The 18,070-nt window shown below is 63.6% G+C and carries 9 protein-coding genes; 7 read left to right on the top strand and 2 right to left on the bottom strand.

All coding sequences use genetic code 11. The features are described 5' to 3' along the window. Positions 1 to 185: 185 nt before the first annotated feature. The 5 genes from hcp to QM659_RS08925 all read left to right on the top strand — a co-directional run bounded on the left by hcp (position 186) and on the right by QM659_RS08925 (position 6,928). A complete protein-coding gene (hcp, locus tag QM659_RS08905) occupies positions 186 to 1,769 on the top strand; it encodes a hydroxylamine reductase (protein WP_415188146.1) in 1,584 nt (527 codons plus the stop codon). A gap of 488 nt (positions 1,770 to 2,257) precedes the next feature. Then, positions 2,258 to 3,691, top strand: coding sequence for an APC family permease (locus QM659_RS08910; protein ID WP_415188147.1), 1,434 nt, complete (start codon positions 2,258 to 2,260; stop codon positions 3,689 to 3,691). A 7-nt stretch (positions 3,692 to 3,698) separates the two neighbouring features. Next, the gene (locus tag QM659_RS08915) at positions 3,699 to 5,066 is read left to right on the top strand and encodes an aspartate aminotransferase family protein (protein ID WP_415188148.1); all 1,368 of its coding nucleotides are present in this window, start codon (positions 3,699 to 3,701) and stop codon (positions 5,064 to 5,066) included. Positions 5,067 to 5,075: 9 nt separating this feature from the next. Beyond that, positions 5,076 to 5,615 (top strand): carboxymuconolactone decarboxylase family protein, encoded by a 540-nt coding sequence (locus QM659_RS08920; protein WP_127076744.1) that lies wholly within the window; start codon positions 5,076 to 5,078, stop codon positions 5,613 to 5,615. Between the two features lie 8 nt (positions 5,616 to 5,623). Beyond that, complete coding sequence (locus QM659_RS08925) at positions 5,624 to 6,928, top strand: O-acetylhomoserine aminocarboxypropyltransferase/cysteine synthase family protein (RefSeq protein WP_415188149.1); 1,305 nt, start codon at positions 5,624 to 5,626, stop codon at positions 6,926 to 6,928. Positions 6,929 to 7,092: 164 nt separating this feature from the next. Here the strand turns inward: QM659_RS08925 and QM659_RS08930 are convergent, their stop codons facing one another. Then, positions 7,093 to 8,715, bottom strand: coding sequence for an ABC-F family ATP-binding cassette domain-containing protein (locus QM659_RS08930; protein ID WP_415188150.1), 1,623 nt, complete (start codon positions 8,713 to 8,715; stop codon positions 7,093 to 7,095). Positions 8,716 to 8,842: 127 nt separating this feature from the next. Then, positions 8,843 to 14,836: a DUF3320 domain-containing protein gene (locus QM659_RS08935; RefSeq protein ID WP_415188151.1), complete on the bottom strand. Its 5,994-nt coding sequence runs from the start codon at positions 14,834 to 14,836 to the stop codon at positions 8,843 to 8,845. Positions 14,837 to 15,175: 339 nt separating this feature from the next. Between QM659_RS08935 and lexA the strand changes: the two genes are divergently transcribed. Further along, on the top strand, positions 15,176 to 15,892 hold the full coding sequence (gene lexA / locus QM659_RS08940) for a transcriptional repressor LexA (protein WP_127076740.1): 717 nt from the start codon (positions 15,176 to 15,178) through the stop codon (positions 15,890 to 15,892). Positions 15,893 to 16,120: 228 nt separating this feature from the next. Next, positions 16,121 to 17,974 (top strand): PHA/PHB synthase family protein, encoded by a 1,854-nt coding sequence (locus tag QM659_RS08945; RefSeq protein ID WP_415188152.1) that lies wholly within the window; start codon positions 16,121 to 16,123, stop codon positions 17,972 to 17,974. Positions 17,975 to 18,070: the final 96 nt, after the last annotated feature.

Consider the following 18,070-nt stretch of genomic DNA (forward strand, 5'->3'; position numbering starts at 1 on the left):
CAGATTCCTAATCTGGGGGTCACAGGTTCGAATCCTGTCGGGGACGCCAATGATTCCTCCTCATCGCCCGCTACGCAAAGTCCCGCGAGTTTGCGCCGCGACAACGTTCCGACTTTTGAACCCTTCTAGGTTGGCGTCAGCGAGGGCCTTAACGCCCCGATTCGACAGCGCCAAGGAGGGCACATATGTTCTGCTATCAATGCGAACAAACGAACCGGGGGACCGGCTGCGTCACGCGAGGCGTTTGCGGCAAGTCACCGGAGGTCGCCGACCTGCAGGACGCGCTTATGCTTGCCGCGCGGCGTCTTGCCCGCCGCTACGCCGAAACGCCGGCGGAGGCGCGCCCGACAAGTCTTGCCCCGCTCCTCGAAGATGCGCTGTTCGTCACGGTCACAAACGTCAATTTCGATCCGGATGTGATCGAAGGGCGCATCCGCGCGCTGCTGGCCGCGGCGGGTGCGTTCGCGAGCCTGCCGCCGCACGCATCCAGGGCCGATATCCTCGAATGGTCGGCACCTTCGAGCATTACGGCCCGCAAGGCCGCTCTTGGCGAGGACGTGACCGGCCTTCAGGAGCTTCTTGCCTATGGTCTCAAGGGCATGGCGGCTTACGCGCATCACGCTCGCCAGATGGGATTGTCCGATCCGGCGGTCGATGCGTTCGTCGTGAAGACGCTCGCGGCCATCGACGACGGGCTCGCGGACATCGACGCGCTGCTCGCGCTGAACCTCGAATGCGGCGCTGTGACGGTTGACGCGCTTGCCCTGCTCGACCGAGCGCATTGCTCCACTTTCGGCGTCCCGACGCCGACGGCTGTCCGCATGGGCCACATCCCCGGCAAGGCGATCCTTGTTTCCGGGCACGACATGGTGGACCTGAAAGCGCTGCTCGATCAAACGGCGGGCACCGGCATCAACGTCTACACCCATGGCGAGATGCTGCCCGCCCATGGTTATCCCGAGCTCAGGAAACACGAGCATCTCGCCGGGCATTTCGGCGGCGCATGGATGAAGCAGGTGCGCGAATTTCCGGAGTTTCCAGGCGCCATCCTCATGACGACCAACTGCCTGATGCCACCGGCGGAGGACTATCGCGGCCGTCTTTTCACCCGCGATGTGGTGGGCTGGCCCGGTATCGCCCACGTCCCTGGACGCGACTTCTCGGCCGTGATCGAGGCTGCTCTTGCCGCGCCGGGTTTTACCGACACTCGTGAGGAGCGCGCGCATACGGTCGGCTTCGGCCATGACGCGGTGCTCGGTGTCGCGGACAAGGTCGTCGCCGCTGTGAAGGCGGGGCAGATCGGCCATTTTGCGGTTATCGGCGGCTGCGATGGCTCCGAAGGTGAGCGCAGCTATTACACCGATCTCGCCGCCGAGTTGCCCGACGACACCGTGATTCTGACGCTCGGCTGCGGAAAATATCGCCTGCTCGGCCACGATTACGGCACGGTCGCCGGCCTGCCGCGCCTGCTCGACATGGGCCAATGCAATGACAGCTATTCTGCGGTGAAGGTAGCCCTCGCGCTTGCCGACGCGTTCGAATGCGGCGTTAACGACTTGCCGCTTTCGATCACGCTCTCATGGTTCGAGCAGAAGGCGGTGTGCGTCCTGCTGGCGCTGCTTCACCTCGGCATAAGGAACGTCCGCATCGGGCCCAGGCTGCCCGCTTTCGTGACGCCAAAGGTGCTCGATATATTGGTGCGCAGCTTCAATCTGATGCCGATCGGGGAGCCTTCGTCCGACATTTCCGCCATGCGCGAAGTTGCTTGAAAGAAGGCAACACGCGCCTTCAAGCCTTCAAGGCGCTGCGATTGAGGACGCCCCAAAGGGTGGTTGTCGGTGGGAGCCGACAACCAAAACCCTCGCCTGCCTACGGTGAACGTACGTATGCGGATGGTGCCCGGTGCAATAAGTTCGCAAGGTTCGACGAAATCGGAATAAGTTCCTCGAAAAATCCAGGTCTCCAGAATTTACTACCCTATATCTTGCAAGATGCGCGCGAGTATTAGAATTTCGTTGCCGAAAGATGACAAGTTCGGTAAGCGTTATATGGATTAACTCGGGCGGAGCCTTGCGCATGTCTTACGCATTGCCATGGAGGGAAGTGAGCGGCTTTGCCGGCTTCGCCCTCTTTCTGCCCGCCGTTGCCGGAGCAGCAGACCCGTGTAGTGGGGCGGTAGCGTAAGCGCTGCCGCCGGGCCTCGTGGAAGGGGCCATTCCCCGCACAATTTTCTCTGCCGTCAACGGAGCATGGAACCATGTCTACGGACTCCCACGCGCCTCGCGGGTCGCTCAAGCGCGATCACCTGTCCTTTCTCGATGTCGTCGCTCAGGCCATCGGCATCATTGCGCCATCCGGCACACCGGCCTTCGTGTTTCTCGGCGTCTTCGCGACCGCTGGCAACGCGCTCTGGCTCGGCTATCTTTTCGCAACGCTCGCGTTGCTGCTCCTGTCGTTCAACATCACTGCGTTTTCCCGCCGCTCGGCATCGCCCGGCGCGCTCTACACCTTTGCGGGGCAGGGCCTCGGCGCCTTCTGGGGCAGTATCACCGGTTGGGCTCTCGTCATCGCCTATCTCTTCACGGCGGGCGCGGTCGTTGCGGGCGGTGTGAATTACGCCCTTGTGGTGCTTCACTCCGTTTTTGGCCCCTTCGCAGATCGCATCGCATCGGTTGCAATCGCCGCCGTCCTGGTCGCGATTGCTTTCTACGTGGCATGGCGAAGCATCAAGCTGTCCACGCGTCTGACGCTCACGCTCGAAGCCATCACGGTCGTAGCCATCCTCGCGATCTCGATCCTCTGGCTCGTCCGCGCGCCGAATCCCGTCGATACCGCTCAGCTTCGCCTCGATGGCGTGACGGCGGACCAGGTGCGGCTCGGCCTTGTGCTCGCCTTTTTCAGCTTCGTGGGCTTCGAGGGCGCAACCGTGCTCGGCCATGAGGCAAAGAACCCGCTGCGCGTCATTCCGCGCGCGGTGATCGTTACGGTCCTCTCCGTCGGGCTCTTCTTCGTCTTCACGGGCTACGTGCTCGTGGCCTCGTTCCAGGGCGCCGCAACCGGGCTCGACAAGGTCGACGCGCCGCTGTCCGTTCTTGCAACGACCGTCGGGCTCGAACCGCTCGGCCTCCTGATCGCGGCGGGCGTGGCGGCAAGCTTCTTTGCGTCGGCGCTCGGCAGCATCAACGCGGGCGCGCGCATCATCTACTCGCTCTCGCGTCACGGCATAATCTTCAACCGCGCGGGAGACGCCCATGAAACGCACGCGACCCCGCATGTGGCCGTGGCGATCTCGGCGGCCATCGCCGCGCTGCTTGCCCTGCCGCTGATCGCTGCGGGTATCGGGCTGCTCGACGTGTTTGCGTATCTCGGCACGATCGCGACGCTGGGATTCCTCACCACTTACATTCTCGTCGCCATCGCCGCGCCGGTGTTCCTGTGGTCGCGCGGTGAACTCCGCTTCCATCATGTGTTGGTTTCGGTGCTGTCGATCCTGCTCCTGACATTGCCGGTCCTCGGCGTGCTTTATCCGGTGCCGGAATATCCGCTCAACATCCTGCCCTATGTCTTCCTCGGGCTCCTGCTGATCGGTGCACTTCAGTTCATCGTTCTCAGGTGGCGCTCGCCCGCCGTGCTGGAGGTCATTCAGAAGGATCTAGCCGACGCTGCGGCTCCGGCGGCGGCCGCCGAATAGCCGCTGCATGTCCGAGAGCGCAAGAAAAAGGCCCGCGACAGCGGCCGCGTGGGTGGGGGCTGACCGCCTCCACCTTCTGCATCCCCAGCATCATCCGTCCGAACAGCAAAGCCCCATTATCTGGAGCAGAGGAGAAGGGTCGACACTTTACGACACCGAGGGGCGGGCCTATCTCGACGGCCTCTCCGGCATGTGGAACGTCCATCTTGGCCACGGGCGCTGGGAACTGGTGGAGGCGGCTTCGCGCCAGCTTTCCACGCTCGCCTTTGCGACGGCCTATTCAGGTGCCACGCACGAACCGGCCATCCGGCTCGCCGAGCAGCTCAGGAAGATCGCGCCTGCCGGCATCGAGGCGTTCTTCTTCACGACGAGCGGCAGCGAGGCGACGGACACCGCCATCCGCACCGTACGCTGGTTCTGGCGGAAGGAGGGCAAGCCCGCGAAAACGAAGATCATCGCGCGCGAGTGGTCCTACCACGGCTCGACGATTGGCGCGGCGAGCGCCACCGGCGTGGAGGAATTCACGGCGGGTTTCGGCCCACGAGAACGGGGCTTTGTCCATATCCCTTCGCCCTATCCCTACCGCTTCGACGGCGATGGCGACGCGGCAGCGGATCTGCTCGAAGCCGCGATCCTTCGCGAAGGGCCGGAAACGGTTGCAGCCTTCATCGCGGAGCCGGTACAGGGCGGCGGGGGCGGCGTCATCGTGCCGCCGGACGGCTATTTCGAGCGCATCCGCGAAATCTGTTCCCGCCACGACGTGCTGTTCATTGCCGATGAGGTGATCACCGGCTTCGGCCGCACGGGCAGATGGTTCGCCCTCGAACACTGGGGCCTCGCTCCCGACATCGTGCAATTCGCCAAGGGCATAACCAGCGGATATGTGCCGCTCGGCGGCATCGGCGTCAGCGCGCGCATCAAGGATGCGCTCGACACCGCCGAACCGGACCAGCGGTGGTGGCACGGCTTCACGGCTTCCGCGCATCCTGTGGCCTGCGCGGTCGCGCTTGAGACCTTGCGCATCATCGACGAGGAGCGCCTCGTCGAGCGGGCGGCCGGGCAAGGGGGGGCTCTGCTCGGCCGTCTGCGCGAGGCTCTCGGCTGGCATCCGCATGTTGGCGAAGTGCGCGGCCTCGGCCTTCTCGCGGGCGTGGAACTGGTCGCGGACCGGCGCACGCGGGCGCGCTTCGCACCCGAATTCAATCTCGCATCGCGGCTGCGCGCCGAACTCTTGGCTCGCGGCCTTTACACACGCATCGTGAACGACACGATCTGCCTCGCGCCTCCTCTCACCATCACCGAAACAGATCTGTCCCGGATCGCCGACATCGTCGTCGATGCGGTGGAGAAGGTCTGTCGACCCAAAAAGCCATAGGAAAAGGCCATGTCCCGCATCCCACCCGTCGACCTCGAAACCGCGCCGCCCGAGATCCAGCGGCGTCACGACGTTCTCGTCAAGACCCACGCCCTCACCAACATGAAGGCGGTGCTCCTGCATTCGCCCGTTGCGCTCGACGCCGTGCTCGAATGGTACAAGCTGTTCGACCGCGTGAAACCTTTCCTCGGCGAGCGCGAGGCGGTGCTGTTCTGCTTTGCCATCTCGCGCGCGAATGCCTGCGAGCTTTGCACCACCTTCATGCGCCGCGCGATCATCGGCTGGGGCGAAGACCCGGAGAACCTGAACCTCGCGCCCCGCGATCAGGCGATCTGGGATTTCGGCTGGCAGCTTGCGAAAGATCCGAACCGCATCGGCGACGCGCTTTATGCCCGCGTGGCGGCGCATTTTTCAAATGCCGAAATCGTGGACCTCACCGTGTTCGGCGCGCTGATGATCGTGAACAACGTCTTCAACAGCGCGCTTCGCATCGACGCTGACGCGAGCCTCGATCCCTACCGCATCGACCCCGAAACCTATTTCTCCTGAGAGGACGTATGAGCGAGCGCCAATTCGGCTTTGCCACGCAACAGCTTCACGCGGGCCAGACGCCCGATCCGGCAACCGGCGCGCGGGCGGTGCCTATCTATCAGACGACGTCCTTTGTTTTCAAGGACTTCGCGGCGGCGAAAGCCATCAGTTCGGTTGAGGAATTCGGCTTCGACTATACGCGCATCACCAATCCGACCAACGAAGTGCTCGAAAACCGTATCGCGGCGCTGGAGGGAGGCACGGGCGCGCTTTCGGTGGCCTCCGGCTCGGCTGCGACGGCCTATTCCATCCTCAACATCACCCATGCGGGCCACGAGATCGTCGCCGCGAAGACGCTTTACGGCGGTTCGTTCAACCTGTTTCAGAACACGCTGCCGAAGCATGGCGTCAAGACGATCCTCGTCGATCCCGCCGATACCGACAATTTCGAGCGCGCCATCAATGAGCGGACGCGCGCGCTCTTCGTCGAGACCATCGGCAATCCCGACATCAACATCATCGACTTCGAGGCCGTGGCGCGTATCGCCGAGCGGCATGGCATCCCGCTCATCGTCGACAATACCTTCGCGACGCCGTATCTGTTCCGCCCGTTCGATTACGGCGCGAATATTTCGGTGCATTCGGCGACGAAATTCATCGGCGGCCACGGCACCAGCATCGGCGGCCTCATCGTGGACGGCGGCAATTTCAACTGGGCGAACGGCAAGTTTCCCGACTTCACGACGCCGGACCCGGCCTATAGCGGCTTCGTCCATTGGGACAAATGGGGCAATTATCCGGGCGTCGGCAACATCGCCTACATCATCAAGGCGCGGTTGCATTATCTGCGCGACCTCGGTGCGAGCCTCAGCCCGTTCAACGCGTTCCTGTTCCTGCAAGGGCTCGAAACGCTGTCCTTCCGGCTGGAGCGCCAGATCGGCAACGCGCAGGCCATCGCGGAATGGCTTGAGGCCAACGAGGAAGTGGAGTGGGTGAATTATCCGGGCCTCAGGAGCAGCCCGCACCACGAGCTTGCGCGGAAATACCTGCCGAAAGGGCCGGGATCCATTCTGACATTCGGCGTGAAGGGCGGCTTTGAGCGCGCGAAGAAACTGATCGAGGCGGTAAAGATCTTCTCGTTCCTCGCCAATGTGGGCGACTCGAAATCGCTGATCGTTCACCCGGGAACAGTCACGCACGGGCAGTTGACCGAGGAAGAGCAACTGCTCGCTGGCGTGAAGCCGAACCAGATTCGCCTGTCCGTCGGCACTGAGGACGTGGACGACCTCATCTGGGATCTGGAACAGGCTTTCGCGGCATCGCGGGGGTAACACTGGCGGCGCTTCGGCCGGTTTGTGCCCCGTCGCGCTTTCTTGCGAGAAGGCGATGCCCGCCGGAACGGGTCGGCATCGCCTTGAAACAGTTCGCAATTGTGTCGAGCAAACGTGAAACCGGAGGCGTCCGGCGGCGCTGCCGGGGCGCGGGCAAGGCAGCGTCAGCTGCGCAAGCCCGGCGCCTCGTGGCCCGTGCGCGCGACATATTCGGTGTAGCCGCCACCATAGCTGTGCACGCCTTCCGGCGTCAGTTCGAGCACGCGGTTGGACAGGCCGGCGAGAAAATGCCGGTCGTGCGAGACGAAAAGCATCGTGCCCTCGTATTGCGCGAGCGCCTTGATGAGCATTTCCTTCGTCGCCATGTCGAGATGGTTTGTCGGTTCGTCGAGCACCAGGAAATTCGGCGGATCGAACAGCATGATCGCCATTGCGAGCCGCGCCTTCTCGCCGCCCGACAACACGCGGCATCTCTTTTCGACGTCGTCGCCGGAAAAGCCGAAACAGCCCGCGAGCGTGCGCAGCGTACCTTGTCCCGCCTGCGGGAAGGCATGTTCGAGCGACTGGAAGATCGTCGCGTCGCCATCGAGCGTTTCCATCGCATGCTGAGCGAAATAACCCATCTTCACGCTCGCCCCGATGGTGACGGTGCCCTTATCGGGCTCGCTCGCGCCTGCGACGAGCTTGAGCAGCGTCGACTTGCCGGCGCCGTTGACGCCCATCACGCACCAGCGTTCCTTGCGCCGGATCGCGAAATCGAACCCTTCGTAGATGACCTTGCTGCCGTAGCGCTTGTGGATGTCCTTGAGCGCCACGACATCGTTGCCGGAGCGCGGCGCGGGGGGGAAATCGAACTGCACGCTCTGCTGTCGCCTGGGCGGCTCCACCCGGTCGATCTTTTCGAGCTTCTTGACGCGGCTCTGAACCTGCGAGGCGTGGCTGGCGCGCGCCTTGAACCGCTCGATGAACTTGATTTCCTTGGCGAGCATCGCCTGCTGGCGTTCGAATTGCGCCTGCTGCTGCTTCTCGGCCAGTTCGCGCTGCTGCGCGTAGAATTCGTAATCGCCGGAGTAGCTGGTAAGCGAACCGCCGTCGATCTCGACGATCTTGTTGACGATGCGGTTCATGAATTCGCGGTCGTGCGAAGTCATCAAGAGCGCGCCGTCGTAGTTCTTGAGGAACTGTTCGAGCCAGATCAGGCTTTCGAGGTCGAGATGGTTGCTCGGCTCGTCGAGAAGCATCGCGTCGGGCCGCATCAGGAGGATACGCGCGAGAGCGACGCGCATTTTCCACCCGCCGGAGAGCTTGCCGACATCGCCGTCCATCATCTCCTGGGTGAAGGAGAGCCCGGCGAGCACTTCGCGCGCGCGCGCTTCGAGAGCGTAGCCGTCGAGTTCCTCGAAAGTGTGCAGGACTTCGCCGTAACGCTCGATGATCGCGTCCATCTCGTCGGCGCGGTCGGGGTCGGCCATGGCGGCCTCAAGCTCCTTCAGTTCCTCCGCAACCGCGCTGACGGGGCCTGCTCCGTTCATGACCTCGGTCACGGCGCTATGGCCCGACATTTCGCCGACATCCTGATTGAAATAGCCGATGGTGGTGCCGCGATCGATCGCCACCTGACCTTCGTCGGGCTCGTCCTGCCCGGTGATCATGCGAAATAGCGATGACTTGCCCGCACCGTTGGGGCCGACAAGGCCAGCCTTCTCGCCTTTCAGGAGAGAGGCGGACGCCTCGATGAAAAGCAGATGATTGCCATGCTGCTTGCTGATGTTTTCGAGACGGATCATGACCACCGGGGATGCTGCGAGAGTTTTCGGATGCGCTATTGCGCGATTTGCTCCCCTTATGCCACGCGGGAGGCGCGGCGCCAGCGTGAAATAAGCCGCGCCGCTTCCATGGACGGCCGCGCTTGCCTCAATCCGAAAGTTCGCCCTGGAAGCGCGCGGCGTGTTGGGCCGCAGCCAGAAAACGCTCGCGCGCGGCCTCGCGCAGACGCCCGATTCCAAGGTGTCTTGCCATCATGAAGGCCGCTTCCTCGGGCTTCGCGCCGTCCGCCAGAAACCGGTCCGCGAGGGCTGCAAGTTCTGCCAGCGGAATGTCCGTGTGATCGCGCAGTTCGGTGCTGCCGGCGCGGAAACGCGGCAGCTGCGTCTTGTCGGCATTTTCGGGCCAATAGATCTTGCGCCCCTCTTCCGTTGAGCGGGGAAAGCGCCGCTCGACCACATCGAGCACTGTTTCGCGGATGCGACCGGCGGCTCGGTCGAAGCCGTGGGCGCGCGCGATGCGGCGAACGAGGACATCGTCGAAGACGGGGCCTTCGGCCTCTATGACGTGAGCGACCATTTTCCGAAGTGTCGGCCGATACCACGTTTCGTAGAAGCCGTCGCGATCAGGCGCGAAACCGGCTGCGGCAAGGTCGGCGGCGCGATATCCGCCCCCGTCGGCAATGGGGAACGCCAATTGCTCGCCCTCTGCGCGCGCCGCAAAAAGCGCGGATTGCGGTGGCGCGTCTTCCTTTGCTTCGACCAAATCGGGTTCATCGGCTGAGGCGGCGTGCGCGGGCAGGGAAGGGGCGTCTTCGTCCGACGTTTCGGAGATGAGCGCGAGCACCGCCTCGACGGGGGCAGGGGCCGGCTCGACGGGGTCGGGTGCGTCCTGCGACTTGGCCCGCTCGGCCAGCCGGTCCATTTCGAGGTGCTCGGAAAGTCGTGCGTGCAGATGGGTGAACGCGCTGTCGGGGTCGACCCACCAGTCGGTCGACCAGACGCGCACGATCCGCCAGCCCAGATTGCGAAGCACGCCCTCGCGGAGCCGGTCGCGGTCGCGCGCGGTCGCCGAGCGATGGTAGGTCGCGCCGTCGCACTCCACGCCCGCGAGATAGCGGCCCGGCGCATCGGGATGCACGACGCCGAGGTCGATGCGGAAGCCCGAGACGCCGATCTGCGGATGCACCTGCCAGCCCTTCGCTTCGAGCGCCTTCTTCACTGCGTCCTCGAACGGCGATTCCGTCTCGCCAAGAGGCTCCGAGGCAGCGGCAAGCGCGCGCGGTCCGCGTTCCGCGTATTCGAGGAAGTGCTTGAAATCGCGGATGCCTGTCGCCTTCGTGCGCGACAGGTCGATCTGGTCCGGCCGGAGTGTCGCGAACACCACGAGTTCGGAGCGCGCGCGCGTGATCGCCACGTTGAGCCGACGCGTGCCGCCTTCCTTGTTGAGCGTGCTGATCTGCACCGAAACCTTGCCCGCCTGATCGGGGCCGTAGGCGATGGAAAACAGGATGACGTCGCGCTCGTCGCCCTGCACGTTTTCGAGGTTCTTCACGAACACGGGTTCGTGCCACTCGTGGCCGAAGAACCGTTCGAGTTCCGGCTTCTCGCGGCGCTCCTTGTCGAGCAGGTTTTCGATCAGCCGTTGCTGCTCGCCGTTGAACGTCACGATGCCGAGCGAACTGCCGCTGGCGGCAAAGGCCGGATCGGAAAGACGCCGCACGACATCCGCCACGACTACGCGCGCTTCCTCTCTGTTGACGCGCCCCGAGCCGCGTTCGTAGATCCCGTCCGGCACATGCTCGAAACGGACGGCGCGATCCTCGGTCACGGGAGACGGGAAGGTGACGAGAGCGCCGTCGTAATAGTTCTGGTTCGAGAACGCGATCAGGCTTTCGTGGCGGCTGCGATAATGCCAGGCCAGCCGCTTGCTCGGAATGTTCGCGGCAAGACACTCGTCGAGAATGCTTTCGAGGTCTTCGACCTCGCTCGCATCCTCCGTGGCATTGCCTGCGCGGTCGAAGAAAGAAGTCGGCGGAAGCTGCTTCGGGTCGCCCGCGACGACCACCTGCCTGCCGCGCGCGATGGCACCGATGGCGTCCCACACCGGGATCTGCGACGCCTCGTCGAAGATCACGACATCGAAGGGCTGCGAGTCGGCGGGCAGGAATTGCGCGACGGAAAGCGGGCTCATCATCACGCAAGGCGTCAGCGCCGTCAGCGCGTTCGGCAGCTTCGAGAACAGGCTGCGAAGCGGCATGTGCCGCGCCCGCTTTTCGATCTCCCGCGAAAGGACGCCGAATTCGGGGTCTTGTCCGAAGGCGTTGCGGGCGGGCACCACTCCCGACAGGCGCGCGGCGACCACATGGCGTGCAAGCTGCGAAACCTTATGGTCGAGTTCGATGAAGCGCGCGATCGCGTCCTCATGCTGGTCCGAGACGAAGCCGCGAAGCAGCGCGTCGCGATGCACGGTCTGTTCGACCCACCAGCGTGCATAGGCGACCTCGAAGGCCGTTTCGATATCGGACGCTTCGATGTCGCCCGCTGTCAAGGCGTCTGTCAGCGGCGCAAGGCCGCGAGCGCGCGCGGCGGCGGCATGGCGAAGCCAGTCGCACCAGCGCTGGCTTTTCGGCGCGTTCGCTGCCCAGATTTCGGCAAGGCTCGCGGCGTCTCGCAGCCAATGGCCGGAGCGCGGCAGACCGAAATAGTCGTCGGAGAGATGCGCGAGGCGGACAAGCTCCTTGCGCGCCGCCTGAAACGTCTTGTATGCGGTCAGCGTCTTTCCCGCGTCCGTCGCGAAGCGGCCGCCCTCGCGCATGAAGTCCGGCCGATCGAGGATGAGCGCGGCGAGAAGGGCGAGCCACCCCGCCTTGTCACGCTCCGGGGTGGCAAGCGATGCGGCGGCTTCGGAGATTTGGCCGAGCCACGCGAAGGCTGCTTCGACGCGCGCCGGATCGGTTTCGAGCCCCTGCCAGATGGGGCCAAGCGCTCCGAACGTCGCGTCATGACGCATCGCCTTGGCGCGCCCCTCCTTCACCTCCATCAGCCCGACGATCTCGGTGCCGAGATCCTCGGGGGGCGCGCCGTCGGTGAACGGTGCGAGCGCATCCCAGACGCGCTTCTTGCGGCCGTTCCGCGTCAGGAAGGAGGCCGCGATTGCATCGCGCCAGTCCTGCATCAGACGGCCGAAGTCGAGGCTGAACACGGCGTCGCGGTAACGATTGGCGAGCCGCGCTTGCGCGGCATCGAAGGCGGCGCGGTCCCTGCGCCATGCCTCGAAGGCCGGTTTGAGCGCGCGGATATCCTTGCCGGCGAGCGTGGCGGCGTCGCGGGCCTCCGGTTTGAAGGCGAGCGCGGCAAAGACGATCATCGCATAGAGGCGATGCGGGTCTCCCGTTTCATGCGTCCCGAAATGCTTCGCGAGCACCGCGCCCGCGTTTGACAGATCGACCACGGCTTTGCGGAACGCGGCGCACGCCGTTTCCAGTTCGCCACGCCACACCGGCGACCAGTCTGCATGGCCGATCTCCTTCAGCGGGTGCGCTGCGGGCGTCGTGCCAAGCGCCTGCACGGCGGTTCGCAGGCTGCGGCAGAGATCGCGCAAGGCGCGCATCTCCGCTTCGTCGTGCTGATCGGGGGAGGAGAACGGAAGCTTGACCTTCGGTGCGAAGTCCCGTTGCGCTATGACGCGGCCCAGAGCACGGTGCACCGACAGGCCGTTGCCATGGCGGCGATGCAGCGCGACGACGACCTCGTTGAGCCGGTCGCGAAGCGCTTTCAGATCCTCCGTCGCCGAATCCCATTCGCGCGCGGCATCGGCGGAGCGCGATTCCCACGCTGTCTTGAGCTGAGCGAGGACAGCGGTTTTTTGCGCCTTGGCCGAATGCACTTCGAGGCAGAAGGAGCCGAGGCCGATGTCGTTCAGTCGCTTGCGAACGACCTCAAGCGCCGTCGTCTTCTGCGAAACGAACAGCACGGACCGCCCGTCGCCAAGAAGCTGCGCGATCATGTTCGCAATCGTCTGGCTCTTGCCCGTGCCGGGCGGACCGAAAAGCACGAAGTCCTTCTCGCGCGACGCGGCGACGACCGCGGCTGTCTGCGACGAGTCCGCCAGAAGCGGCATGAACAGGTCTTTCGGGTGGATCTCGCGGTCGAGCGCGCGTTCCTCCGGCATGTCGCGGGGATCGCCATAGGTGTCTTTCGGCGTATCGATGAGATGGCGAACCACGGGGTTCCGCTTCAGAAGCTCCGCGCGGTCGACAAGATCCTTCCACATCAGATATTTGGCGAAAGAGAAGTTCGAAAGCGTGACCTCCTCGGTCAACTCGAACCCCTTCATGTCCTTGATGTGCAGCCGCGCGATGCGCCAGATCTGCGCCACGTCGAGGCCCGACGCATCCTGCGGCAGATCGCGCTCGAACTCCGGCATTTCGAGGCCGAAATCCTGCCGAAGCATTTGCAGTAACGTCGGATTGATGCGGGCGTCGTCGTCATGGCGCACGAGCCGGAAGCCCGAGCGAATGGTGCGGCGCTCCAGCCGGACCGGCACGAGAAGCAGCGGCGCGCGGCAACGCTGGTCCTTCCCCGCAGGCGACCACGACAGAAAGCCCATGGCAAGATGCAGGCTGTTCGCGCCGCTTTCTTCGAGCGAGCCTCGCGCAGTGTGATGGATTTCGGTCAGCCGGTCCTGAAGGTCGTCGTCGGAAAGCGCGGTGAGCACTTCGCCCCGCCCGAGCGCTTCGAGCGCGTGCTGTCTCGCTGCGTCTTCGCCCGCCCTCAACTGGTAGACTTCGGCATCGCGCGGATCGTCGCCGCTCATGACGTCGGCTCTGGCGAGGATTTTTATCTCCTTGCCGCTCGCGAGCCGGTCTTCCAGCTCGCCCGCGTCAGGGCAGGAGAGATCGACGGCGCTTTTTCCGCTCTTGAAATTCAGGAGCCTGTTGCGAAGCGAGAGGTCGAGCAGCTTCCGCTTCCATTGTTCCACCCGGTCGAGCGGCTGATCCGGCTCGGCGGGCCTGACGGCTTCCTCCACGAAGGTTGGCGGTTCGTCGAGCCCAACCGATCCGCCGGCCTCCGCTGTCACGGGCAGAGCATCCTGCGCACCGTCATGCTCGACGCCGAGCGGGCGGATTCGGCGTTGGCGTGCCTGCGCGATATCGACGACCAGTTCGAAGCGGCGCGGTTCGTCCTCGTTCGCGTAGCTCGCGGCCTTGTCGACCGCGGCCCGGAATTTCAGCGGTGGATGGTTCGTGAGAAGGGTTGTCTCGATCAGGATCATTTCCTGCAGTTGCAGGCGTTTGCGAACGGTCTCGGCTTCGTCGACGACACAGGAGGAGAAAGCCTCCTGTGTGAGCCAGAGACCGCAATAGGCGTGGCCCGTCGAAAAGCCGACGAGCGGATTGAGCCCGGCCTGTTCCAGGCAGGCCGCGTAAAGCAGCGTGAGATCGAGACATGTCCCGAGCTTGCGCTCAAGGATCGCGCCGGGCAGGCGGATCTTCTGCCCGTCCTGCTCGAAACTCGCGGGCGGGAACGCGTAGACGATCTTCGCGTCGACGAGGGCAGCCCAGATCGCCTCGGCGACCTCCCACGAACGTCCCTTCCTGTTGCCGGAATAGCCGTCAAGCGCCGAGTTCCTGCCATGCAGACGGAGTTTCTCGGCGGCATTGCGCAAAATCACCTCGACGGCCGGGTCGTTCGGGCGGACGAAAGCGGCCACGAGTTCCGGCGGCGTGGAAAGTCCGGTCCATTCGTTCGGCGCGAGCGCCCGGCACGGGATCGTCGCGGTCGCCAGCGATTCCTCGCCCGCTCTCGCCGAAATGTGGATTTCGCCGTCCGCGGCTTCGGTCAGCCGATTGAGAAAGGCAGGGTCGAGATCGGCCTCGACCGGGCTGATCGAGCGGACGCCCCCCGCGTTGAGACGATCCAGCCGGAAGACCGTCGGCTTGAGAAAAGGAGGTTCCGACGAAATGGAAATCAGGACATCCGAGAAGTCGCGCTCTGTTCCGTTGGCGATCTCGATTTCGCCGATGGCCGGAATTGAATTGACCTGAAATGCCAGATTAATGCGCGGCGCCACGTTCGCCCGAAGCTTCACCGAAGGCGCCTGAAGATCAGAATCGTTGATCGGATCGTTGGTAATCGTCATAAAAAATATACCTAATTGCGCTTGTCACGGATACTCTCTGCTTACTGACTTCGCAAGCTGGATTCTCTTGTGCGTCACAATATGATGACTGTGGGGGAGAGTGCGTTTGAACAACGCAGAAATGCGGCCTGAAATCGGGCAGGCCGGAAGGGGAAAACGGTCCGACAAGTCGAACGCTGGCAGGACCGGGAATAAATTAGCCATTGGGAAATCTCCTGTCGCTAGAGATTCCTCCTGTGCAGGGCTGATCCAAAAGTGCCCTTTTTCCTTGCGGAACTTAATGAGAACGCTTAATGGTGTTCTTGGTTTGTACAGTCCTTCGCCACAACCGGGCCGCCCATGCTGACACCGAAGCAAAAGCAACTCCTCCTCTATATCAATGAGCGTATCGAAGCGACCGGCGTGCCGCCGTCGTTCGATGAAATGAAGGAGGCGCTGCATCTCAAGTCCAAGTCCGGCATCCATCGCCTGATCATGGCGCTGGAAGAGCGCGGCTTCATCCGCAGGCTTCCCCATCGCGCCCGCGCCCTGGAAGTCATGAAGATGCCGGAGCGCGCGCGCGCGGGTTTCGAGGCCGACCGCCGGCGGGGCTTCATGCCGACCGTCATCGAAGGACGCCGGTCATCTTTCGAGGACGCACCGCAGTCTCCTTTCATCCGCGACCGGGAAGACGGCGGCATATCGGTTCCCGTGATGGGGCGTATCGCGGCGGGCGTGCCGCGCTCGGCCATCGAGGACCACAGCCACGTCCTCGTCATGCCGCCGGAATATCTCTCCACGGGCGATCACTTCGCGCTCGAAGTGCGCGGCGACTCCATGGTCGAAGCCGGAATTCAGGAAGGCGATACGGTCGTGCTGAAAAAGACCGCGGCCGCCGAAAGCGGGGATATCGTGGTCGCGCTCATCGACGACGAGGAGGCGACCCTGAAACGGCTTCGCAAGCGCGGGCAATCGATCGCTCTCGAACCCGCAAACCCGGCCTACGAGACGCGTATTTTCGGTCCTGACCGTGTGAAGATCCAGGGCAAGCTCGTCGCGCTCCTGCGGCGATATTAAGATCGAACCTGACGAGTCATGGCTGATATGCGGCTATCGCGAGGGCGGGACAGCCGCCATCGAAGCGCTATAGTAAACACTTAGTCGGAGGACAAGCGCGGCGGGCGAAGAAAAGCTTTCGGCCCCTCACCAAACGACGCCAGAATGTTATATTATTAGTCCATGCTCGATTCAACGAGCGCAAAAGGACGCAAGAATAACTTTGCGGTTTGGGAGAGCTACGCACGGATGTCAGACAAGCGTCAAAAAGGCGACAAGCGAGAAGCCGCGAGCGCTCCGGCGCCGTCCAGACCTTTGCCGGGCCTTCAGTCTCCGGAGCAATTCGCGACGAACCTTCTTCGCGCCTTTGAGGCTAGCGGGCAGGCCGTCGCGAAAATCTACGAGGACCGGGACAAGCGCTCGGGCGCTTTCACGGTCGCGGGCGGAATGGCGGACATCGGCAAGATTTTCGCGCCGATCGCGCAATACTGGATGAGCGACCCGCAAAAGCTGGCAGCCGCTCAGGCGAAGCTCAATCAGGATCTCATCGACCTTTGGGGCCGGACCTATCAGCGTTTTCTCGGCGAGGAGGTCCAGCCGCTGATCGAGCCGGCCGCCAGCGATCCGCGCTTCAAGGACAAGGAGTGGTCGGAGAACGCATTCTTCGATTTCCTGAAGCAGGCCTATCTTCTGACCGGCAAATGGGCGGGCGATCTCGTCGAGAACGCCGAGACGGTCGACAGACACGCAAGGAAGCGCGCCGAGTTCTATCTGAACCAGATCGTGACCGCGCTTTCGCCGTCCAATTTCCCGTTCACCAATCCCGAGGTGATCCGCACCACCGTCTCGACCGGCGGTCAGAACCTTGCGGAGGGAATGCAGCACCTTGTGGAAGATCTGAACCAGTCGGGCGAACTGCTTCGCATACGCCAGACCGACATGTCGGCTTTCGAGGTCGGCAAGAATCTCGCCGTCACCCCCGGAAAGGTGGTCTATCAGAACGACATCATGCAGCTCATCCAGTACACGCCGTCGACGGAGAGCGTGTATCGCGTGCCGCTGATGATCGTGCCGCCATGGATCAACAAATATTACATCCTCGACCTGACACCGCCGAAGTCGTTCATCAAATGGGTCGTCGATCAGGGCTTCACGGTTTTTGTGGTCTCCTGGGTGAATCCGGACGCCAACCTCGCCTCGAAATCGTTCGAGGACTACATGCGTGAGGGGGTGCTCGACGCGACCGACGCCGTGCTTCGCATCACGGGCGAGCCGCGCACCAATGCCGTCGGCTATTGCGTCGGCGGTACGCTGCTCGCGAGCACGCTCGCCTACATGGCCGGGACGGGCGACGACCGTATTGCGTCGGCCACGTTCCTCGCCGCGCAGACCGATTTCACCAACGCCGGCGATCTTCTCGTCTTCATCGACGACGAGCAGTTGAAGGCGCTCGACGAGGTGATGGCGGAACGCGGTTTCCTCGATGGCGCGCGCATGTCGGCCGTGTTCAACATGCTGCGCCCGCGCGATCTGATCTGGCCGTACATCGTCAACAATTACCTGCTCGGCAAGCAGCCGTTCCCGTTCGACCTCCTGTACTGGAACGCGGATTCGACGCGCATGCCGCCAGCGAACCACAGCTTCTACCTGCGCGAATTCTATCGCGACAACAAGCTCGCGCGCGGGCTTCTGTCGCTCGGCGGCGTGCCGCTCGACCTCTCCCGCGTGACGATCCCGATCTACGAACTCGCCACGCGCGAGGATCACATCGCGCCCGCGCAGTCGGTGCTCGTCGGCTCGAAGCTGTTCGGCGGACCGGTGCGCTTCGTGCTGGCCGGATCCGGGCATATCGCGGGCGTCGTCAATCCCGTAAGCCGGGCCAAATATCAGCACTGGATCCTTGAGGACGGCGATCCGAAGACGATCCCCACTGTCGATGCCTTCGTGGCGCGGGCAACGGAATATCCGGGTTCCTGGTGGCCGGACTACGCGAAGTGGCTCGGCTCGCTTTCCGGCGACAAGGTTCCGCCGCGCGAACCCGGCGGCAATGGTTACGCGCCCATCGAGGACGCACCCGGCTCCTACGTCCGCGCGGTGTCGTAGCCAGCCGCGTATTACCTTTCTCTCGTCGAAGCCTCCTGCCGGTGGCTTTGACGCGCGAGGATCGGCTGTTCAGGCTGCTGGGGCGTTGCCGACGGG

The organism is Rhodomicrobium sp., from assembly GCF_047605405.1.
GTDB lineage: Bacteria > Pseudomonadota > Alphaproteobacteria > Rhizobiales > Rhodomicrobiaceae > Rhodomicrobium > Rhodomicrobium lacus.